Raw genomic sequence first — 20,984 nt, 5'->3', positions numbered from 1 at the left:
CACGGAGCCAATGTCCGTGGCCCCTCGTAGACTTGATCAGTGCCTATCGTCCCGGTTGCAACCCCAGGAAAACTCAGTGTTCGCGGTGCCCGCGTCCACAATCTCAAGAATGTCGACATCGACATCCCACGCGACTCCCTCGTCGTGTTCACCGGCCTGTCCGGATCGGGAAAGTCCAGTCTCGCGTTCGACACGATCTTCGCCGAAGGGCAGCGTCGCTATGTCGAGTCGCTGAGCGCCTACGCGCGCCAGTTCCTCGGCCAGGTCGACCGACCGGACGTCGACTTCATCGAGGGACTGAGCCCTGCGGTGTCGATCGACCAGAAGTCGACCAACCGCAACCCGCGGTCGACGGTCGGCACTATCACCGAGATCTACGACTACATGCGCCTGCTGTGGGCCCGCATCGGCATCCCGCACTGCCCAGAGTGCGGTGAGCGCATCCAGCGCCAGACCGTTCAGCAGATCGCCGACCAGCTCATGGAGCTGCCCGAGCGCACCCGCTACCAGATCGTCGCGCCCATCGTCTCGCAGAAGAAAGGCGAGTTCGTCGACCTCTTCCGTGAGCTCGGGGCCAAGGGATATTCGCGGGCGATCGTCGACGGCGATCTGATCCAACTCGCGGAGCCGCCCACGCTCAAGAAGAGCTACAAGCACGACATCGCGGTCGTCGTCGACCGTCTCGTGGCGGCTGACGACATACTCGGTCGCGTCACCGATTCGGTCGAGACCGCACTGGGGCTGGCCGGCGGCGTTGTTCAGGTGAACTTCGTCGACGAAGAGGGCGACGACGCCTGGCAGTCGTTCTCCGAGAAGCTCGCATGCCCGAACGGTCACGCGCTCTCGCTCACCGAGATCGAGCCGCGCACCTTCTCGTTCAACGCGCCGTTCGGCGCCTGCCCGGCCTGCTCGGGACTCGGCACGCGCATGTCGGTCGACATCGACCTGATGCTCGGCGACGAAGAGCTCTCCATCCGCGAGGGTGCGATCGTCCCGTGGACCACCCAGGGCAAGGGCCTCTTCCAGTACTACGAGCGACTGCTGGAGGGGCTGGCCGACGACCTCAACTTCTCGCTCGACACTCCGTGGCAGGACCTCAGAGTCGACGTGCAGGACGCGATCCTGCGCGGTGACAACTACAAGGTCACCGTCAAGTTCAAGAACCGGTACGGGCGCGAGATGCGCTACGCCTCCGGCTTCGAGGGCGTCGTCCCCTACATCGAGCGGCAGTACGCGCAGGCCGAGTCCGACACCCAGCGCGCGCGCTGGGGGGAGTACCTCCGCGAGGTGCCCTGCCCGGTGTGCGACGGCAACAGGCTCAAGCCCGAGGTGCTCGCGGTGCAGGTGCACGGCCACTCGATCGCCGAGGTCTCGCACCTCAGCCTCGCCGATGCCCGTTCCTTCATGGAGACGCTGACGCTCACCGATCGTGAGGCCAAGATCGCGGCGCAGGTGCTGCGCGAGATCCGCCTGCGACTCGACTTCCTGCTGCAGGTCGGCCTGTCCTACCTCAACCTCAGCCGCTCGGCCGGTTCGCTCTCGGGTGGCGAGGCGCAGCGCATCCGACTGGCCACTCAGATCGGATCCGGGCTCACCGGCGTGCTCTACGTACTCGACGAGCCCTCGATCGGCCTCCACCAGCGCGACAACCGGCGCCTGATCGACACTCTGCTCAAGCTCCGTGACCTCGGCAATACGCTCATCGTCGTCGAGCACGATGAGGAGACCATCGAAGCGGCCGACTGGGTCGTCGACATCGGACCGGGCGCCGGCGTGAACGGCGGCGAGGTCGTGCACTCGGGGCCGTACTCGGCTCTCCTGAACGAGCCCGACTCGATGACGGGGGAGTACCTCTCGGGGGCTCGCGAGATCCCGACGCCGACGAAGCGACGCAAGCTTGACAAGAAGCGCAAGATCAGCGTCGTCGGGGCTCGTGAGAACAACCTCAAGAACGTGAGCGTCGACTTCCCGCTCGGTGTCCTGACGGCGGTCACCGGCGTCTCCGGATCAGGCAAGTCCTCTCTGGTCAATGACATCCTGTATCAGGTGCTGGCCTCGCGGCTCAACGGAGCACGCACGGTTCCCGGCAAGCACACCCGCGTCTCCGGACTCGACAACCTCGACAAGGTCGTGCACGTCGATCAGGCGCCGATCGGTCGCACACCGCGGTCCAACCCGGCGACCTACACGGGCGTCTTCGACAGGATCCGCTCGCTGTTCAGCGAGACCCCCGAGGCGAAGGTGCGCGGCTACCAGCCGGGTCGGTTCAGCTTCAACGTCAAGGGCGGGCGCTGCGACGCGTGCTCGGGCGACGGCACGATCAAGATCGAGATGAACTTCCTCCCCGACGTGTACGTCGACTGCGAGGTGTGCCACGGCAAGCGGTACAACCGCGACACCCTCTCGGTGCACTACAAGGGCAAGAACATCGCCGAGGTGCTCGAGATGCCGATCGCGGAGGCCGCGGAGTTCTTCGAGCCCATCCAGGCCATCCACCGCTACATGAAGACGCTCGTCGATGTCGGCCTCGGGTACGTGCGCCTCGGCCAGTCCGCGACGACCCTCTCCGGCGGCGAGGCGCAGCGCGTCAAGCTCGCCACCGAGCTCCAGCGCCGCAGCAACGGGCGCAGCATCTACGTGCTCGACGAGCCGACGACCGGTCTGCACTTCGAAGATGTGCGCAAGCTCCTCGAGGTGCTGAACGGCCTCGTCGACAAGGGCAACACGGTGATCGTCATCGAGCACAACCTCGATGTGATCAAGTCCGCGGACTGGGTCATCGATCTCGGACCGGAGGGCGGTTCCGGTGGCGGTGAGATTCTGGCGACCGGCACTCCCGAGCAGATCGCCCGGGTCGAGGACAGCCACACAGGTCAGTTCCTCGCCGAGATCCTGGGTGAGGGGCGCGCCGCGAAGAAGGCCAGCTGATGGCCGACGTGCTGCCGTACAAGCCGAGGGCCGGTGAGATCCCGACCAATCCCGGCGTGTACCGTTTCCGCGACGCCGACGGCCGCGTGCTCTATGTCGGCAAGGCCAAGAACCTGCGTCAGCGCCTGTCGAACTACTTCGCGCCGCTGCGCACCCTGCACGAGCGCACGCGGCGGATGGTGACCACGGCATCGTCTGTCGAGTGGACGGTCGTCTCGACCGACGTCGACTCGCTGCAGTTGGAGTACATGTGGATCAAGGAGTTCGATCCGCCCTTCAACGTGCGGTACAAAGACGACAAGTCGTACCCGTTCATGGCGGTCACCCTCGGGGACGAGGCTCCTCGGGTGATCGTCACCCGGAATCGCAAGATCCCCGGTGCGCGATACTTCGGCCCCTACCCCAAGGTCTGGGCGGTGCACGAGACGATCGATCTGATGGTCAAGGCCTTCCCCATCCGCACCTGCAGCGACTCGAGCTACAAGCGGGCTATGCAGACGGGCAGGCCGTGCTTCCCCGGGCAGATCGGCAAGTGCGGTGGGCCGTGCTCGATGACCGTCACGATCGAAGAGCACCGCGCGATGGTCGACGACTTCGTCGCGTTCATGGCCGGCGGTGACGAGCGGTTCACGCGCGAGCTGACCACCAGGATGCTCGCGGCATCCGCGGCGATGGACTACGAGGCCGCGGCCAAGTACCGCGACAAGCTCTCGGCGATCGAGGCCGTGCTCGGCAAGAGCGCGCTGGTGCTGGCGACCGACGAGGACGCGGATCTGTTCGGCATCGCGGAAGACGAGCTCGCCGCCGCCGTGCAGCACTTCGTGATCCGTGGTGGACGTGTGCGCGGTGTCCGTGCGATGACGATCGAGAAGGAGATCGACATCTCCGGCGCCGAGCTCGTCGACCAGGTGCTGCAGCGCGCCTACGGCGATGCGCAGGACGTGCCTCGGCGCATCCTCGTGCCATCCCTTCCCGACGACGCGGCCGAGCTCGAGGTGTGGCTCCGCGAGAGGCGGGGCAAGAAGGTCGAGATCGCGGTCGCTCAGCGCGGTCAGCGCGCCGACCTGATGCGCACGGCGACGCTCAACGCTCAGCAGGCGCTGATCCGCTACAAGACCCGGCGCACGAGCGATTACGTCGCGCGCACCCAGGCGTTGACCGATCTGCAGGAAGCGTTGGGTCTGACCGAGGCGCCCCTGCGCATCGAATGCTTCGACATCTCGCACCTCGGCGGCACGAACGTTGTCGCCTCGATGGTCGTCTTCGAAGACGGCCTTCCGCGGAAAGACCAATACCGATCGTTCAACATCCCCGAGACGACCGACGACACCGACTCGATGTACCAGGTGCTGCGCCGACGCCTGGCATACCTCGACCGCCCGGAGGAGGCCGACGACCCTGCAGGGGTCGTGGCGGTCGCCGGTGAGACGGGAGAGGGCCTCGAGGAGGTCGTCGTCGAGGTCAAGCGCAAGCCGCGGTTCGCCTATCCTCCCCAGCTGCTGCTCGTCGACGGCGGTCAGCCCCAGGTCGAGGCGGCGGCGCGGGCCCTCCGCGATGCCGGACACACCGAGATCGCGGTGTGCGGCATCGCGAAGCGACTCGAGGAGATCTGGCTTCCGGGCGAGGACTTCCCGGTCATCCTGCCGCGCACCAGCGAGTCCCTCTACCTGCTCCAGCGCTTGCGCGATGAGGCCCACCGCTTCGCGATCACTCACCAGCGCAAGCGACGCAGGAACGACATCTCGTCGGTGCTCTCCGAGGTCCCAGGTCTCGGTGCATCCCGCATCAAGGTCCTTCTCAAGCACTTCGGATCCGTCACCGCACTCCGGGCCGCGGCGCCAGGAGAGATCGAAGAGGTGCAGGGGATCGGCCCCGTGCTCGCTCAGAACATCCATTCGCATCTCTCCACTCGCTAGGCTGGTGCATGCGGGGGAGAAGGAGTAACCATGGCTGACGGGGAAAAGGGCGAGTTCCTCATCGTCACGGGCATGTCGGGCGCTGGACGCACGACGGTCGCGAACGCACTCGAGGACCTCGGCTGGTATGTCGTCGACAACCTGCCGCCGCAGATCCTCCGCCCGCTGCTCGATCTCACCGACATGGGCGGGACCGCGCTGCCCAAGGTCGCCGCGGTGGTCGATGTCCGAGGACGCAATCTCTTCGACGACTTCCCCGGAGTCGCTCGGGCCCTACGATCACGCGGGTCCGTCCGTGTGCTGTTCCTCGATGCATCCGACGACGTGCTCGTCCGACGGTTCGAGTCGGTGCGCCGACCGCAACCGCTCCAGGGAGACGGCACGCTCCTCGACGGCATCCGCATCGAGCGTCACAAACTCGCTCCGATCAGGGAGTCCGCCGATCTCGTCATCGACACCTCGGCCCTCAACATCCATCAGCTCGCCACCCAGGTCTCCGATCTGTTCTCGGAAGAGGGCGCTGCTCGCCATCGCGTGACGCTGATGAGCTTCGGCTTCAAGTACGGACTGCCGACGGACGTCGATCTGGTCGCCGATATGCGCTTCCTCCCCAACCCGTTCTGGAACGAGGAGCTGCGCGGGCTCACCGGCAAGGATGAGGCCGTCAGGGACTATGTGCTGTCCCGCGAGGGCGCCACCGAGTTCCTCGATGCCTACACCGCGGCTCTCACCCCGGTGCTCGAGGGGTATCAGCGCGAGAACAAGAGCCACTCGACGATCGCGATCGGGTGCACCGGCGGAAAGCACCGCTCGGTCGCCATGGTGGAAGAGCTGGCTCGTCGGGTCGCGGCCGTGCCCGGCGTAGCGGTGAACGTGCGTCATCGGGACCTCGGCAGGGAATAGCAGGAGCCTCCGTCAGAGTAGGCTGGAGGTTTGCGTCGCGATCCGGCGCGTGAGCGTAGAGGAGTGTCGTGGCACTAACCACCGACGTCAAGGCTGAGCTGGTCAGCATCCGTAATGCACCCCCGACGGTGCGTGTCGCGGAGGTCACCTCGATCCTCCGGTTCGCCGGCGGATTGCACTCCATCGCCGGGCGGGTCGCCGTCGAGGCGGAGGTGGATGCCGAGATCCTCGCGCAGCGCGTCGCCCGCGACCTCGCCGAGATCTACGGTGTTCGGCCCGAGATCGCCCAGGTGCAGTCCAGCACCGCGAACGACGGTGCCCGCTGGGCCGTCAGGGTCATCGCGTCCGGCGAGACGCTCGCCCGCCAGACCGGGCTGCTCGACCAGCGTCGTCGCCCCGTGCGCGGCCTGCCCAACCGCCTGACCACCGGGTCTCGCGCCGAGATCGCCGGCCTCTGGCGTGGCGCGTTCCTCGCTGCAGGAACCCTCAGCGAACCAGGCCGATCGGCCATGCTCGAGGTCGCCTGCCCATCGTCCGAAGCCGCTATGGCGCTCGTGGGGGCCGCGCACCGTCTGGGCGTGGCCGCGAAGGCCCGCGAGGTGCGCGGCATGCCCCGCGTCGTGGTCCGCGAGGGGGAGGCGATCCGCACGATCCTCAGTGAGATGGGCGCGCAGAAGACCGCCGTCACCTGGGAGGAGATGCGCCAGCGCCGCGAAGTGCGCGCGGGTGTCAACCGTCTCGTGAACTTCGACGACGCGAATCTGCGTCGCTCCGCGCAGGCCGCCGTCGCCGCGTGCGCCCGGGTCGAGCGGGCGCTCGAGATCCTCGCCGACGATGTTCCCGACCATCTCAAGGTCGCCGGAGAGCTCCGCCTCGCACACCGCGACGCGAGCCTCGACGAGCTGGGTCACCACGCCGACCCGCCCATGACGAAGGACGCCGTCGCAGGACGCATTCGTCGCCTTCTGGCCATGGCGGACAAGCGTGCGCAGCAGGAGGGCATCCCTGGCACCGAGGCGGCGGTGCCCGCCGGACTCGACGTCTGAGCCCGACCATCGACCTCAGCGAGGCGATCCCTGTCAAGGGGTCGCCTCGCTTCGTCATATGGGGGAAGGATCAGGGTCGTCGACACGTTGTCGTCACTAGGATGAGTTAAGTCCGCTCTACGCCGCACCTCGGCGGCGCAGAGGATCGGCAAGCGCCGCGGCGCGGCGCGGATTGGATGAAAGCGACATGGCGATTTACACGCTCCCCGACCTTCCCTACGACTTCGCAGCCCTCGAGCCGCACATCAGCGGCAAGATCATGGAGCTGCACCATGACAAGCACCACGCGACCTACGTCGCCGGCGCGAACACCGCCCTCGAGCAGCTCGCCGAGGCCCGTGACAGCGGCAACCTCGCCAACGTGAACAAGCTCGAGAAGGACCTCGCGTTCAACCTCGGCGGTCATGTCAACCACTCGATCTTCTGGACGAACCTGTCGCCGACCGGCGGCGGACAGCCCGAGGGCGAGCTCAAGGCCGCCATCGACGAGTTCTTCGGCTCGTTCGAGAAGTTCCAGGCGCACTTCACCGCCAACGCCCTCGGCATCCAGGGCTCCGGATGGTCCGTCCTCAGCTGGGATTCGATCGGTCAGCGCCTGATCATCCAGCAGCTGTTCGACCAGCAGTCGAACACGGCAGCGGGCACCGTGCCGCTTTTCCAGCTCGACATGTGGGAGCACGCCTTCTACCTCGACTACCTCAACGTGAAGGCCGACTACGTCAAGGCCGCGTGGAACATCGCCAACTGGGAGAACGTCGCCCAGCGCTTCGAGGCAGCCCGCGAGAAGACGAACGGCCTGCTGGTACTGTCGTAATCGGGTCGCGTCCCGACGGGCCAAGTCTCGTCGGGACGCCATCTCAGCCAAAAACCCCCGCGCACCGCGCACGCACGATTGCTGCGCACAGCGCATGAGAAACAGGGAGACCTGAGTGTCTGTCAAGATCGGTATCAACGGCTTCGGCCGTATCGGACGCAACTACTTCCGCGCGGCTCTCGCGCAGGGAGCGGACATCGAGATCGTCGCTGTCAACGACCTCACCGACAACAAGACCCTTGCCCACCTTCTGAAGTACGACTCGGTGGGCGGCGTCCTCGATGCTGACATCAGCTACGACGACGAGAGCATCACGGTCAACGGCAAGGCCATCAAGGCGTTCGCAGAGCGCGACCCCGCCGGTCTCCCGTGGGGCGAGCTGGGCGTCGACATCGTCATCGAGTCGACCGGCTTCTTCACCAAGGCCGAGCTCGCCAAGAAGCACATCGAGGCAGGCGCCAAGAAGGTCCTCATCTCGGCACCGGGCACCGGCGTCGACGGCACGTTCGTCATGGGCGTGAACGAGGACACGTACAACCCGGAGACCGATCACATCATCTCCAACGCCTCGTGCACGACCAACTGCCTCGCACCGCTGGCACAGGTCTTCAATGACGCGTTCGGCATCGACCGCGGCTTCATGATGACGGCTCACGCCTACACCGCAGACCAGAACCTGCAGGACGGCCCGCACAGCGACCTGCGTCGTGCGCGCGCCGCCGCCATCAACATCACCCCGGCATCCACCGGTGCTGCCAAGGCGATCGGCGAGGTCCTCCCCGAGCTCCAGGGCAAGCTGAGCGGCTCGTCGTACCGCGTGCCGGTTCCCACCGGCTCGATCGTCGACCTCACGCTGATCACCGACCGTGAGAACCTCACGGTCGAAGAGGTCAACGAGGCGTACAAGAAGGCAGCGGCCGACGGTCGCCTCGCCGGCTTCCTGCAGTACAACGAAGACCAGATCGTCTCGAGCGACATCGTGCACAACCCGCACTCGTCGATCTTCGACGCCACCCTGACCAACGTCAGCGGCAACCTGGTCAAGGTCTCCAGCTGGTACGACAACGAGTGGGGCTACTCCAACCGCCTCGTCGACCTGACCGAGTACGTGGCAGAGCGTCTCTGAGACATCTCCCATGACTCTGCGCACCCTGGATTCACTGGGTCCGCTCGAGGGCAAGCGCGTCATCGTCCGTTGTGATCTCAACGTCCCCCTGCGGGATGGGATCATCACGGACGATGGCCGTGTCCGCGCCTCGTTGCCGACCCTCAACGCACTGATCAACGCGGGCGCCCGCGTCGTCGTGTGCTCGCACCTCGGACGACCCGACGGTGCTCCCGACCCGCAGTACAGCCTCGCGCCGGTCGCCCAGCGGCTTTCCGAGCTGCTCGGCAAGCCGGTCGCGTTCGCTCGCGACACAGTCGGCGAGTCGGCGCACGAGGCAGTCGCCTCGCTCGAGGACGGCGGCATCGTCGTCATCGAGAACCTGCGGTTCAACCCGGGGGAGACCTCGAAGGACGACGCTGAGCGCGGCGCCTTCGCGGCTCAGCTCGCAGAACTCGGCGACGTCCTCGTCTCCGACGGCTTCGGTGTCGTGCACCGCAAGCAGGCGAGCGTCTACGACCTCGCCGAGCTGCTGCCGTCCGCGGCCGGTCTGCTCATCGCAGCGGAGCTCGATGTGCTCGACCGCCTCACCGAGAACCCGGAGCGCCCGTACGCGGTCGTGCTCGGCGGGTCGAAGGTGAGCGACAAGCTCGGCGTCATCTCGCACCTGCTGCCGCGCGTGGATCGCATCCTCGTCGGAGGCGGGATGCTGTTCACCTTCCTGAAGGCACAGGGCAACGCGGTGGCTTCCAGCCTCCTCGAAGAGGACCAGCTCGAGACCGTCCGCGGCTACATCGCCGAGGCCGAGAAGCGCGGCGTGGAGCTGGTGCTCCCGACCGACGTGGTGGTCGCATCCTCGTTCTCGGCGGACGCCGACCACGAGGTCACGGCGGCCGACGCCATCGAGAGCACTGCTTTCGGTTCCGCCGGCATCGGCCTGGACATCGGCCCGGAGACGGCCGCTCGGTTCGCGGAGGTCATCCGCGGATCCAAGACCGTGTTCTGGAACGGCCCGATGGGTGTGTTCGAGTTCCCGGCCTTCGCCGGTGGCACCAAGGCCGTCGCGCAGGCGCTCACCGAGGTCGACGGTCTCAGCGTGGTCGGCGGTGGCGACTCGGCCGCGGCCGTGCGTCAGCTCGGCTTCACCGACGATCAGTTCGGTCACATCTCGACCGGCGGCGGCGCCAGCCTCGAGTTCCTCGAGGGAAAGAAACTACCCGGCCTGGAGGTGCTCGGATGGGCGTGAAGACCCGTACCCCGCTGATCGCGGGAAACTGGAAGATGAATCTCGACCACCTGCAGGCGGTCGCATTCGTGCAGAAGCTGCACTGGACGCTCAAGGACGCCAAGCACGAGGACGGCTCGGTCGAGGTCGCGGTGTTCCCGCCCTTCACCGACATCCGCAGCGTGCAGACGCTGATCGACGCGGACAAGATCCCGTTCGCGCTCGGAGCGCAGGACATCTCGGCACACGATTCCGGTGCGTACACCGGTGAGGTGTCGGGTGCGTTCCTCGCGAAGCTCGACGCGAAGTACGTCATCATCGGCCACTCGGAGCGCCGCGAGTACCACGCGGAATCCGACGAGGTCGTCGCGGCGAAGACGAAGGCCGCGCTCAAGCACGGCCTCTCGCCGGTGATCTGCGTGGGCGAGACCGCGGAGGACCTCGAGAAGTTCGGCGCGAGCGCGGTTCCGGCCGGACAGCTCGAAGCCGCTCTGCAGGGACTCTCCAAGGATGCCGACATCGTCGTGGCGTACGAGCCTGTCTGGGCCATCGGCTCAGGCCAGGCGGCGACACCGCAGCAGGCGCAGGATGTCTGCGCCGCGCTGCGCACGGTGATCGCCAAGGTCCTCGGTGACGACGCTGCGGCGCGCACCCGGATCCTGTACGGCGGATCGGTCAAGGCTGCGAACATCGCCAGCTACATGCGTGAGCCCGATGTCGACGGCGCACTCGTCGGAGGCGCGAGCCTCGTGGTCGACGAATTCGCCGCGATCATCCGCTTCGAGAAGCACGTCGGCGTGTGAGTGTGGCGGGGCTCCGGCCCCGCCACACCGTATACTTGACCGTTACCGGGGCAGTCCTGCCCCAGCGAAAGGCTCTTCCTCGTGGAAATTCTCGAGTTCGTCCTGCAGGTGGTGCTGGGCATAACCAGCGTCCTGCTGACTCTCCTCATCCTCCTCCACAAGGGTCGCGGTGGCGGCCTGTCCGACATGTTCGGTGGCGGAATGACGTCGGCTGTGGGCTCGTCGGGTCTCGCTGAGCGCAATCTCAATCGGTTCACCGTGATCCTCGCTCTGGCGTGGTTCGTGTCGATCGTCGCGCTCGGTCTCATCACGAAGTTCGAGGTGATCTGATGGCTACCGGCGGCAATGCGATCCGAGGGACCCGTGTCGGTTCCGGCCCCATGGGCGAGCAGGACCACGGCTACCACGCCGACCGCATCGCGGTGTCCTACTGGGACGGTCTCGGTAACGAGACGGTTCGCTACTTCGCGGCGGGTCTTCCTGAAGAGGAGATCCCCGAGACGATCGACCACCCGCAGTCCGGGCTGCCTGCCGGGCGCGACAAGGCCAACCCGCCTGCGCTCGCCAAGGCGGAGCCGTACAAGACGCACCTCGCATACGTGAAGGAGCGTCGTACCGACGAAGAGGCCGTCCAGCTTCTCGAGGACGCGCTCACCCAGCTGCGCGAGCGCCGGGGCCAGTGACCTCGGTCTGATCTCAGAGAAGAAGCCGTCGCGATCACATCGCGACGGCTTCTTCCATGTTCGGTGAAGGTCTCAGCGGCATCCGGCCGCGGCGTCGATGTAGGACTGCGGTGGGTAGCCGTACGCCCAGACGCCGTTCGCATCGTCGGTGAATCCCATGCTGATGGCCCACGCAGTGGCCCATTTCTCGATGCTGTCCTGCGTCGACGAGTCGTACATGTCCTCGCACTTGACGCTGATGGCGTGGCCGACCTCGTGCGCGACGAGTGCCTTGCTGCGATCGGCCGGCCATTGCTCCGCCACGGAGTTCGAGAGCTCGATCACCGCGCGATCGGGTTCGTCCCACCACCATGTGGTCAGGCCGCCCATGCTCCCGTTCTCGCCGGCATTGTTCACGAGCGGGTTCCAGTCGAACTCGAGCAGCACACCTGGTGCCAGCGACCGGGCATACGCCTCGATCTCGAGCCGCACGCCCTGCAGAGGACCGGCCTTCTCGCTCAGTTCCGCGCTTTCGGAGGCGACGACCTGCGCCGCGGCATCCTGCAGTGCCACGAAGGTGGCGACGGCGGAGTCGTCGAGAGCGGATGCGCCGGCGGCGGTCGAGGCGGCATCACGCAGCGCGATGACGTCGTCGTTCTTTGCGGAGACGTGCGCGGCCTCGAAGGGAGCGGCTGCGGTCGCGGCAGAACCCAGGAACGCGAGACCGGCGTCCGTCACCAGCGTCTCGACGTCCGCGAGCGCGGGGGACTCCTCGGAGAGCTCGGTGTCGAGATGCTCGAGATCCTCGATGTCGAGCCGGAGCCCCTCGGATGCGCCGAACAGCTCCCAGAAGATGGTGGGCTTCGCTCCTGCATCCGGCAGCGCGGTGTCGAGGACCTGATCGGCGGATGCCGAGACATCGGCGGCCTCGGTGATCGATGCCGACAGTGCCTCTTTCGCGGTCGCATCTGCGAGCACGCCCGAGTCGCTGTTCAGCAGGAGGGTCGCGGTGTCGGAGGTCGAGCCGAGCTGGTCAGAGGCGAGTGTGACCTCTGCGATCGTGTCCTGAGCGATGTCCCTGGCACTGTCGAACTCCGCGCGCGCGTCGTCGTACCCGAGGTTCGCGGTGATCTGCAGCCCTCCGACGACGGACGCGGCGATGATCGCGCCCAGGGGGCCGACGAGGAGTCCCGTCCTCCTCTTGCGCGGCTGCGGTGCCTGCGGGAACGTGCTCGCGATGTGCGCAGGCAGGACATGGCCTCCGGGTGAGTGCTCGGCGAAGCCGGTGGGAGCAGACATTCGGTGGGGACCTCCGGTCGGGACCTGCGTATCTCGACTCTGCCAGAAGATCGCTCACCGAACGGGAAAACGTCGAAGGCCCCCGCATGTGCGGGGGCCTTCGGAGTGAGGGGCTGACGAGAATCGAACTCGCATCATCTGTTTGGAAGACAGAGGCTTTACCACTAAGCTACAGCCCCGTTGTCTGCGGTGTCCGGGAGGACTGTGCCGACTCATCGATCATAGCGGACTGACGGAGGTGCTCGTGTCCGTTAGACTCGGTGGGGCTGAATCTGCATGCGGATTCCCCGGGGCGTAGCTCAGTTTGGTAGAGCGCCCGCTTTGGGAGCGGGAGGTCGCAGGTTCAACTCCTGTCGCCCCGACATGGCTTCATCGGCCTGACAGCCGCGATTCAGCGCGGAAATCACAAGGAGAGCACACCAGAATGGCGAACAGCACCGTCGAGAAGCTGACCCCGACCCGGGTCAAGCTCAGCATCACGGTCACCCCCGACGACCTCAAGCCCAGCATCGCGCACGCCTACGAGCACATCGCTCAGGACGTCCAGATCCCCGGCTTCCGCAAGGGCAAGGTCCCCGCTCCGATCATCGACCAGCGCATCGGTCGTGGCGCGGTCATCGAGCACGCGGTCAACGAGGGCCTCGACAAGTTCTTCCGCGACGCGACCGTCGAGCACAAGCTCCGCGTCGTCGGCCGCCCTGCAGCCGACATCACGCAGTGGCCGAACGAGAAGGACTTCTCGGGCGACCTGCTCGTCGACATCGAGGTGGACGTCCGCCCGGAGATCGAGATCCCCGCGTATGACGGCATCACCCTGACGGTCGACGCCGTCGAGGCCGACGAGGCCGCGCTCGACGCAGAGCTCGAGAACCTGCGCGCGCGCTTCGGCACGCTCGTTCCCGTCGACCGCCCCGCAGCGAAGGGCGACTTCGTCGAACTCGACCTCGTCGCCACCATCGACGGCGCCGAGATCGACCGCGCCGAGGGCGTCTCCTACGAGGTCGGCTCGGGCGAGCTGCTCGAGGGCATCGACGACGCGATCGAGTCGCTCACTGCAGGCGAGGACACCACGTTCCGCTCCGCACTCGTGGGCGGCGACCACGCCGGCTCCGAGGCCGAGGTCTCCGTCACCGTCAAGGCCGTCAAGGAGCGCGAGCTCCCCGAGGCAGACGATGACTTCGCGCAGATCGCCAGCGAGTTCGACACGATCGCCGAGCTCCGCGCGAGCCTCGCCGAGCGCGTCTCGCAGCAGGGCGTCTTCACGCAGGGCTCCGCTGCGCGTGACAAGCTCGTCGAGACCCTGCTCGAGCAGATCGACATCCCCGTGCCGCCGAAGCTCATCGAGGACGAGGTGCACAACCACCTCGAGGGCGAGAACCGCCTCGAGGACGACGTGCACCGCGCCGAGGTCACCGAGGCGAGCGAGAAGCAGTTCCGCACGCAGGTGCTGCTCGACACGATCGCCGAGCAGGCCGACGTGCAGGTCTCGCAGGAGGAGCTCTCGCAGTACCTCATCCAGTCCGCATCGCAGTACGGCATGGCTCCCCAGGAGTTCGTCGAGGCGCTGCAGTCGTCGAACCAGCTTCCCGCGCTCGTCGGCGAGGTCGCCCGCAACAAGGCCCTCGCCATCGCACTCGGCAAGGTCAAGGTCGTCGACACGAACGGCAAGCCCGTCGATCTGTCTGACTTCGTCGTGACCGACGACGAGGCCGAGGCTGAGACCGAGGCTGCGGCTGACGAGAAGCCCGCCAAGAAGGCTCCGGCGAAGAAGGCCCCCGCGAAGAAGGCCGACGACGCCGAGGCCGCTGAGAAACCGGCCGCGAAGAAGCCTGCTGCGAAGAAGGCCCCCGCGAAGAAGGCCGACGACGCCGAGGCCGCTGAGAAGCCGGCCGCGAAGAAGCCCGCTGCCAAGAAGGCTCCGGCCAAGAAGGCAGCCGACAAGGCTGAGTGATCGAGAACGATCTCTGAGGAAGGGGCGGATGCTGCGGCATCCGCCCCTTTCTCGTGAACGGACGGGATGTGGAGTGAGGACATGGCGAAGACCTGGGATGAGCGCGTCGACGAGGTGTGGGACGACGCGAGCGGCGAAGAGGTCGGGGACGACACGATCGCGAGGATCGACGCCCTCGCCGCCGAGCGGGGGAGTGACGACGCACGCGCCGAGTTCGAACGTGCCGGAGCCCGTGACTCGGCGGGTCGGCCCGCCGAGGCGGTGGAGCTGTACCGACGCGCGCTCGCTCTGGGCCTCGACGATGAGCACCGCCCTCAGTGCGTGATCCAGTTGGCGAGCTCGCTGCGCAATCTCGGAGAGTACGACGATGCCCTCGTCGTGATCCGCGCGGAGGAGGAGCTGTCGGGCGACGGTCCCTACCGAGACGCCGTGGCCACAGTGCACGCGCTGATCCTGGCGAGCTCGGGGCGCCCGGCGCAAGGCCTCTCGGTCGCGCTGCTCGCGCTCGTTCCGCACCTGCCGCGGTACCACCGCTCGATGACCGCATACGCGCACGAGATCGCGGAACTCGACGCCTGATATGCCGACGGCGAACACGGCCTGAGCGCTGCGTCGTCGCCGGTAGATTCGAATCACTGAAACACGGAATCAGGAGCTGACATGGCTGCAGAACCCCTCCTCGCTACGAGCGTCTTCGACCGACTGTTGAAAGACCGCATCATCTGGCTGGGATCGGAGGTGCGCGACGACAATGCGAACGAGATCTGCGCGAAGATCCTCCTTCTCGCCGCAGAGGACTCCGAGAAGGACATCTACCTCTACATCAACTCGCCCGGTGGATCGATCACCGCGGGCATGGCGATCTACGACACGATGCAGTTCGTCCCGAACGACATCGTCACCGTGGGAATCGGCATGGCCGCATCGATGGGTCAGCTGCTGCTGACCGCCGGCACCAAGGGCAAGCGCTACATCACGCCCAACGCCCGCGTGCTGCTTCACCAGCCGCACGGCGGCTTCGGCGGCACCTCGAGCGACATCCAGACGCAGGCGCAGCTCATCACCTCGATGAAGAACCGCCTCGCCGAGATCACCGCGGCACAGACCGGCAAGTCCGTCGAGCAGATCAACGCCGACGGCGACCGTGACCGCTGGTTCACCGCCGACGAGGCGCTCGAGTACGGCTTCGTCGACCACATCCGCGACTCGGCCACCGACGTCGTCGGTGGCGGCGGAACCGACCAGGACATCAAGTAACGGAAAGCGAAAGGACTCTCATGTACTCACCCACCTTCCGCTCTGCCGGCGACCTGCCCTCCAGCCGCTACGTGCTTCCTCAGTTCGAGGAGCGCACGGCTTACGGCTTCAAGCGCCAGGACCCCTACAACAAGCTGTTCGAAGATCGTGTGATCTTCCTCGGCGTCCAGGTCGACGACGCGTCGGCCGACGACGTCATGGCCCAGCTCCTCGTTCTCGAGAGCCAGGACTCCGAGCGCGACATCACGATGTACATCAACTCGCCCGGTGGTTCGTTCACCGCGATGACGGCGATCTACGACACGATGCAGTACGTCGCGCCGCAGATCCAGACCGTCGTGCTCGGTCAGGCGGCTTCCGCCGCCTCCGTGCTGCTCGCGGGCGGCCACCCCGGAAAGCGTCTCGCTCTGCCCAACGCCCGAGTGCTCATGCACCAGCCGGCGATGGGTGAGGCCGGACACGGTCAGGCGTCCGACATCGAGATCCAGGCGGCGGAGATCCTCCGCATGCGCACCTGGCTCGAGGAGACCATGGCTCGCCACACCGGCAAGCCGGTCGAACAGGTCAACCGCGACATCGACCGCGACAAGATCCTGTCCGCCGCCGAGGCGCTGGACTACGGCATCGTCGATCAGGTGCTCACCTCGCGCAAGCGCGCGTAGTCATCGCTGGTCTGAAAGGACGTCGGCCTCCGGGCCGGCGTCCTTTCGTCGTATCCGGCGGATGCGCGGGAGGTCTCGACAGTCCTGCTCATATGAGCATTCGGATGCGCGAACGGTGATCCGCGCGTAGACTGAGCGGCGAAGGAGGATGCCTTGGAAGACGAACTCACGATGGTCCGAGTCGCAGAGCTCTACTACGACGAAGACAAGACGCAGGACGAGATCGGCGCCCTCCTCAAGCTCTCCCGCTGGAAGGTGGGCCGTCTGCTCACCCAGGCGCGCGAGCGCGGCATCGTCCGGATCGAGATCGTGCATCCGCGCGCTCGGCGCCTCGGTCTCGAGCGCCAGCTCGTCGAGCGCCACGGATTGCGGGCGGCAGTCGTCGTCCCCTCTCCCGACGGCGACGATGGAACGCTCGAACGCGTCGCGCAGGCCGCCGCCGACTTCCTCACCGCCATGCGTCCGGTTCCGCGCACCCTCGGCGTCAGCTGGGGACGCACGCTTCGTGCCGTCGCCGAAGCGCTGCCCGACGGATGGGCCACCGGCGTCACGGTCGTGCAGCTCAACGGGGGAGTGAGCCTGAACCGTCGCTCGGGCGGAGCCGCAGGCCTCGCCGTCACGATCGCTCAGCGCGCCTCCGGTCATGTGTCTCTGTTGCCGAGCCCGGCGATCCTCGAACGTGTCGAGACCAAACAGGCGATCGAGGCCGACCGCACGGTCGCTGCCGTCCTCGAAGAGGCAGCCGAGGCGCAGGCGTTCCTGTTCACGGCCGGCCCCTGCGACGCCACTTCGGCCCACGTCGAGAACGGGTATCTCTCGGCGTCCGATGTCGAGGAGCTCGCCCGACGCGGCGCCGTAGGTGATGTCCTCGGCCGCTACATCGACGCGGACGGCAACATCGTCGACCCGCAGCTCGACGCCCGGACGGTCGGCGTCGACCTCGGTCGGCTGCGCGCCGCGAAGCGCTCGATCTTCGTCACCGCGGGTGACGCCAAGCATGACATCGCGCGTACAGTCGTGACCAGCGGCCTGTGCAGCGTCCTGGTGACAGATGAGACCACAGCACGAGCATTGTTGGAGGAACAATGACGACCCAAGAACTCAGCCGCAGAGCGGCGGTGGACGTCCTCGGCGGTGAGCCGGATGACGCCACGCTCCGCCGCTTCCTGCATGGACTCCCCGGAGTCGACGCCGTCGGACTCGAGCAGCGCGCTGCCGGTCTCGGCACGCGATCGATCAAGACGACGTCGAAGGCCTGGGCCCTCGACACCATCATCAAGCTGATCGACCTCACGACCCTCGAAGGCTCGGACACGCCGGGCAAGGTGCGCTCGCTCGTCGCGAAGGCCAAGAACCCGGATGCCGCAGACCCGTCGACCCCCAAGGTCGCCGCGGTCTGCGTGTACGGCGACATGGTCGGCGACGCGGTCGAGGCGCTCGGTGCGTTGCACGGTGATCCTGACGACGGTCTGATCTCGGTCGCCGCGGTAGCCACGGCCTTCCCGAGCGGACGCTCATCGCTGGCGATCAAGCTCGCCGACACGGCCGAGGCCGTCGCGGCCGGTGCCGACGAGATCGACATGGTCATCGACCGCGGGGCATTCCTCTCGGGTCGCTACGGACTCGTCTACGACCAGATCGCCCAGGTGAAGGAGGCGTGCCGTCGTGCGGACGGCTCGTACGCCTCGCTCAAGGTCATCCTCGAGACCGGTGAGCTGAACACCTACGACAACATCAAGCGCGCGTCGTGGCTCGGCATCCTCGCCGGTGGCGACTTCATCAAGACGTCCACCGGCAAGGTGCAGCCCGCGGCCACCCTGCCGACGACGCTGCTGATGCTCGAGACGGTGCGTGACTGGCACCGCGGCACGGGGGAGCGCATCGGCGTGAAGCCCGCCGGCGGCATCCGCGCCTCCAAGGACGCAGTGAAGTACCTCGTCACCGTGGCCGAGACCGTGGGCGAGGAGTGGCTCCAGCCGCACCTGTTCCGCTTCGGCGCATCGAGCCTGCTGAACGACGTGCTGCTGCAGCGTCAGAAGCTCACCACCGGCCACTACTCCGGCCCCGACTACGTCACGATCGACTAGGAGCCCCGAATATGTCATTCCTGGAATACGCTCCGGCACCGGAGTCGAAGGCAGTCCTCAACCTCAAGGACAGCTACGGCCTGTTCATCGACGGCGAGTTCGTCGACGGCTCTGGCCCGAGCTTCACCACCATCTCGCCCGCAGATGAGACCCGCATCGCCGAGATCGCGTCCGCGAGCGATGAGGACATCGACCGAGCGGTCGCCGCCGCCCGTCGCGCCTACGACAAGACCTGGTCGAAGATGAGCGGTCGCGATCGGGGCAAGTACCTGTTCCGCATCGCCCGTCTCGTGCAGGAGCGGGCTCGTGAGCTCGCGGTCGCCGAGAGCCTCGACAACGGCAAGCCGATCAAGGAGAGCCGCGACGTCGACGTGCCTCTCGTCGCATCCTGGTTCTTCTATTACGCGGGCTGGGCCGACAAGCTCGACCACGCCGGCCTCGGAGCGAATCCTCGCGCGCTCGGCGTCGCGGGGCAGATCATCCCCTGGAACTTCCCGCTGCTGATGCTCGCATGGAAGCTCGCGCCCGCCCTGGCCGCCGGTAACACCGTCGTGCTGAAGCCCGCAGAGACCACGCCGCTCACGGCGCTGATCTTCGCGGAGATCCTGCAGCAGGCCGATCTTCCGGCGGGTGTGGTCAACATCGTGACGGGCGCCGGCGCGACCGGCGCCTCTCTCGTGCGCCACCCGGATGTCGACAAGGTGGCCTTCACCGGCTCGACCGGAGTAGGCCGCGACATCGCCCGTGCTGTCGCCGGAACGAACAAGAAGCTCACGCTCGAGCTCGGAGGCAAGGCCGCGAACATCGTGTTCGACGACGCGCCCATCGACCAGGCCGTCGAAGGAATCGTCAACGGCATCTTCTTCAACCAGGGGCACGTGTGCTGCGCCGGAAGCCGACTGCTCGTGCAGGAGTCGATCCACGACGAGGTCATCGATCGCCTGAAGAACCGCCTCTCGACCCTGCGTCTCGGTGACCCGCTCGATAAGAACACCGACATCGGCGCGATCAACTCGGCCGCGCAGCTCGCCCGCATCCGCGAGCTCAGCGACATCGGCGAGGCCGAGGGCGCGGAGCGCTGGACGGCGGACTGCGCGATCCCCGACAAGGGATTCTGGTTCGCTCCGACGATCTTCACCGGAGTCGAGGCGTCGCATCGCATCGCCCGTGACGAGGTGTTCGGACCCGTTCTCTCGGTGCTCACATTCCGTACGCCTGCCGAAGCGATCGCAAAGGCGAACAACACCCCGTACGGTCTCTCCGCGGGTATCTGGTCGGACAAGGGCTCCCGCATCCTGGCAGTCGCCGACCGGCTTCGCGCCGGCGTCATCTGGGCCAACACGTTCAACCGTTTCGACCCGTCGAGCCCGTTCGGCGGCTACAAGGAGTCCGGATACGGCCGCGAGGGCGGACGTCAGGGCCTCACCGCGTACCTGAAGGGGGCCGCAGCATGAGCAAGCGATTGACCGTTCCCAAGACGTACAAGCTGGCCATCGGCGGGGCGTTCCCCCGCAGCGAGTCGGGTCGCACCTACGAGGTGCTCTCGGCGAAGGGGGCGTTCCTGGCGAACGCCGCTCAAGGCTCTCGCAAGGATGCCCGCGATGCCGTCGTCGCCGCCCGCGCAGCCGTCAAGGGCTGGTCTGGGGCGACCGCCTACAACCGCGGACAGGTGCTCTATCGTGTCGCCGAGGTGCTCGAGGGTCGCCGGGCGCAGTTCATCGACGAGATCGCCGCACAGGAGGGGGTTTCGGCCTCCGCCGCAGCAGCGCAGGTGGACGAAGCGATCGACCTGTGGGTCTGGTACGCGGGCTGGTGCGACAAGTACGCACAGGTCGCCGGCAACGCGAATCCCGTATCAGGGCCGTACTTCAACATCTCCGTCCCCGAGCCGACCGGCGTCGTCGCGATCGTGGCACCGCAGGATTCCGCTCTCCTCGGGCTGGTCTCGGTGGTCGCCCCCGCTCTCGTGGCAGGCAACACGGTGGTCGTGATCGCGAGCGAGCGGCATCCGCTCTCCGCCATCAGCCTCGCCGAGGTGCTCGCGACGAGCGACGTGCCGGGGGGAGTGGTGAACGTCCTCACCGGGTCGCCGGCCGAGATGGCACCGTGGCTCGCCTCGCACCAGGATGTCAACGCCCTCGATCTGGCCGGTGCGGGCGATCTCGAGTGGATCGACATGCAGATCGCCGCGGCCGACACGCTGAAGCGCGTCCTCGCTCCGGGTGAGGTGGTGGCTTCGCCCGAGCGCATCGGAGCCTTCACCGAGGTCAAGACGGTCTGGCACACCAAGAGCATGGTCTGAATCCACCCGGAAGGCCCGCCCAGC

19 protein-coding genes and 2 tRNA genes are annotated in these 20,984 nt (G+C 66.9%); 19 read left to right on the top strand and 2 right to left on the bottom strand.

The window, feature by feature from the left end; genetic code table 11:
* Positions 1 to 39 precede the first annotated feature (39 nt).
* The 10 genes from uvrA to MRBLWH13_RS08425 all read left to right on the top strand — a co-directional run bounded on the left by uvrA (position 40) and on the right by MRBLWH13_RS08425 (position 11,423).
* The gene (gene uvrA, locus MRBLWH13_RS08470; RefSeq protein ID WP_341958056.1) at positions 40 to 2,928 is read left to right on the top strand and encodes an excinuclease ABC subunit UvrA; all 2,889 of its coding nucleotides are present in this window, start codon (positions 40 to 42) and stop codon (positions 2,926 to 2,928) included.
* Positions 2,928 to 4,844 carry an excinuclease ABC subunit UvrC gene (gene uvrC / locus MRBLWH13_RS08465; RefSeq protein WP_341958054.1) on the top strand — a complete coding sequence of 639 codons (1,917 nt, stop codon included), beginning with the start codon at positions 2,928 to 2,930 and terminating at the stop codon, positions 4,842 to 4,844. Before uvrA ends, uvrC begins: the two co-directional genes overlap by 1 nt.
* Positions 4,845 to 4,874: 30 nt before the next feature.
* Positions 4,875 to 5,747 (top strand): RNase adapter RapZ, encoded by an 873-nt coding sequence (gene rapZ, locus MRBLWH13_RS08460; protein WP_341958052.1) that lies wholly within the window; start codon positions 4,875 to 4,877, stop codon positions 5,745 to 5,747.
* A gap of 68 nt (positions 5,748 to 5,815) precedes the next feature.
* Complete coding sequence (gene whiA / locus MRBLWH13_RS08455) at positions 5,816 to 6,793, top strand: DNA-binding protein WhiA (RefSeq protein ID WP_210098275.1); 978 nt, start codon at positions 5,816 to 5,818, stop codon at positions 6,791 to 6,793.
* 187 nt (positions 6,794 to 6,980) lie between these two features.
* Positions 6,981 to 7,607, top strand: a complete 627-nt coding sequence (locus MRBLWH13_RS08450) for a superoxide dismutase (protein WP_056307086.1) — start codon at positions 6,981 to 6,983, stop codon at positions 7,605 to 7,607.
* A gap of 115 nt (positions 7,608 to 7,722) precedes the next feature.
* Positions 7,723 to 8,733 carry a type I glyceraldehyde-3-phosphate dehydrogenase gene (gene gap / locus MRBLWH13_RS08445; RefSeq protein ID WP_053096657.1) on the top strand — a complete coding sequence of 337 codons (1,011 nt, stop codon included), beginning with the start codon at positions 7,723 to 7,725 and terminating at the stop codon, positions 8,731 to 8,733.
* A 10-nt stretch (positions 8,734 to 8,743) separates the two neighbouring features.
* Positions 8,744 to 9,958 (top strand): phosphoglycerate kinase, encoded by a 1,215-nt coding sequence (locus tag MRBLWH13_RS08440; protein WP_341958046.1) that lies wholly within the window; start codon positions 8,744 to 8,746, stop codon positions 9,956 to 9,958.
* Positions 9,949 to 10,740, top strand: coding sequence for a triose-phosphate isomerase (gene tpiA / locus MRBLWH13_RS08435; RefSeq protein WP_341958044.1), 792 nt, complete (start codon positions 9,949 to 9,951; stop codon positions 10,738 to 10,740). The genes MRBLWH13_RS08440 and tpiA overlap by 10 nt, the downstream gene beginning before the upstream one ends.
* 81 nt (positions 10,741 to 10,821) lie before the next feature.
* Positions 10,822 to 11,070 carry a preprotein translocase subunit SecG gene (gene secG, locus MRBLWH13_RS08430; RefSeq protein ID WP_053096652.1) on the top strand — a complete coding sequence of 83 codons (249 nt, stop codon included), beginning with the start codon at positions 10,822 to 10,824 and terminating at the stop codon, positions 11,068 to 11,070.
* Entirely contained in the window at positions 11,070 to 11,423 is a 354-nt protein-coding gene (locus MRBLWH13_RS08425; RefSeq protein WP_056307093.1) for an RNA polymerase-binding protein RbpA, read from the top strand. The genes secG and MRBLWH13_RS08425 overlap by 1 nt, the downstream gene beginning before the upstream one ends.
* A gap of 72 nt (positions 11,424 to 11,495) precedes the next feature.
* On the opposite strand, the gene MRBLWH13_RS08420 is transcribed toward MRBLWH13_RS08425, so the two are convergent.
* Both MRBLWH13_RS08420 and MRBLWH13_RS08415 read right to left on the bottom strand, forming a co-directional pair.
* Positions 11,496 to 12,701 (bottom strand): hypothetical protein, encoded by a 1,206-nt coding sequence (locus tag MRBLWH13_RS08420; protein ID WP_341958039.1) that lies wholly within the window; start codon positions 12,699 to 12,701, stop codon positions 11,496 to 11,498.
* Between the two features lie 108 nt (positions 12,702 to 12,809).
* Positions 12,810 to 12,880 (bottom strand) — tRNA-Gly (locus MRBLWH13_RS08415).
* 109 nt (positions 12,881 to 12,989) lie between these two features.
* Here MRBLWH13_RS08415 and MRBLWH13_RS08410 point away from each other — a divergent pair.
* From MRBLWH13_RS08410 to MRBLWH13_RS08370, 9 genes are all read left to right on the top strand, one after another.
* Positions 12,990 to 13,063, top strand: a tRNA-Pro gene (locus tag MRBLWH13_RS08410).
* 62 nt (positions 13,064 to 13,125) lie between these two features.
* Positions 13,126 to 14,652 carry a trigger factor gene (tig, locus tag MRBLWH13_RS08405; protein WP_056516631.1) on the top strand — a complete coding sequence of 509 codons (1,527 nt, stop codon included), beginning with the start codon at positions 13,126 to 13,128 and terminating at the stop codon, positions 14,650 to 14,652.
* Between the two features lie 81 nt (positions 14,653 to 14,733).
* Positions 14,734 to 15,231, top strand: a complete 498-nt coding sequence (locus MRBLWH13_RS08400) for a tetratricopeptide repeat protein (protein WP_341958034.1) — start codon at positions 14,734 to 14,736, stop codon at positions 15,229 to 15,231.
* Between the two features lie 81 nt (positions 15,232 to 15,312).
* Complete coding sequence (locus MRBLWH13_RS08395) at positions 15,313 to 15,909, top strand: ATP-dependent Clp protease proteolytic subunit (RefSeq protein ID WP_056516636.1); 597 nt, start codon at positions 15,313 to 15,315, stop codon at positions 15,907 to 15,909.
* A gap of 20 nt (positions 15,910 to 15,929) precedes the next feature.
* Entirely contained in the window at positions 15,930 to 16,571 is a 642-nt protein-coding gene (locus MRBLWH13_RS08390) for an ATP-dependent Clp protease proteolytic subunit (protein ID WP_045253790.1), read from the top strand.
* Positions 16,572 to 16,724: 153 nt separating this feature from the next.
* A complete protein-coding gene (locus MRBLWH13_RS08385; protein ID WP_056516639.1) occupies positions 16,725 to 17,660 on the top strand; it encodes a sugar-binding domain-containing protein in 936 nt (311 codons plus the stop codon).
* Positions 17,657 to 18,658, top strand: coding sequence for a deoxyribose-phosphate aldolase (gene deoC, locus MRBLWH13_RS08380; protein WP_056307105.1), 1,002 nt, complete (start codon positions 17,657 to 17,659; stop codon positions 18,656 to 18,658). Before MRBLWH13_RS08385 ends, deoC begins: the two co-directional genes overlap by 4 nt.
* Positions 18,659 to 18,669: 11 nt before the next feature.
* The gene (locus MRBLWH13_RS08375) at positions 18,670 to 20,112 is read left to right on the top strand and encodes an aldehyde dehydrogenase family protein (protein ID WP_341958029.1); all 1,443 of its coding nucleotides are present in this window, start codon (positions 18,670 to 18,672) and stop codon (positions 20,110 to 20,112) included.
* Positions 20,109 to 20,960, top strand: a complete 852-nt coding sequence (locus MRBLWH13_RS08370) for an aldehyde dehydrogenase family protein (protein WP_341958027.1) — start codon at positions 20,109 to 20,111, stop codon at positions 20,958 to 20,960. The genes MRBLWH13_RS08375 and MRBLWH13_RS08370 overlap by 4 nt, the downstream gene beginning before the upstream one ends.
* Positions 20,961 to 20,984 lie beyond the last annotated feature (24 nt).

The organism is Microbacterium sp. LWH13-1.2 (genome assembly GCF_038397735.1).
Classification (GTDB): Bacteria; Actinomycetota; Actinomycetes; order Actinomycetales; family Microbacteriaceae; genus Microbacterium.
This window is presented reverse-complemented; position numbering and strand designations above follow the sequence as displayed.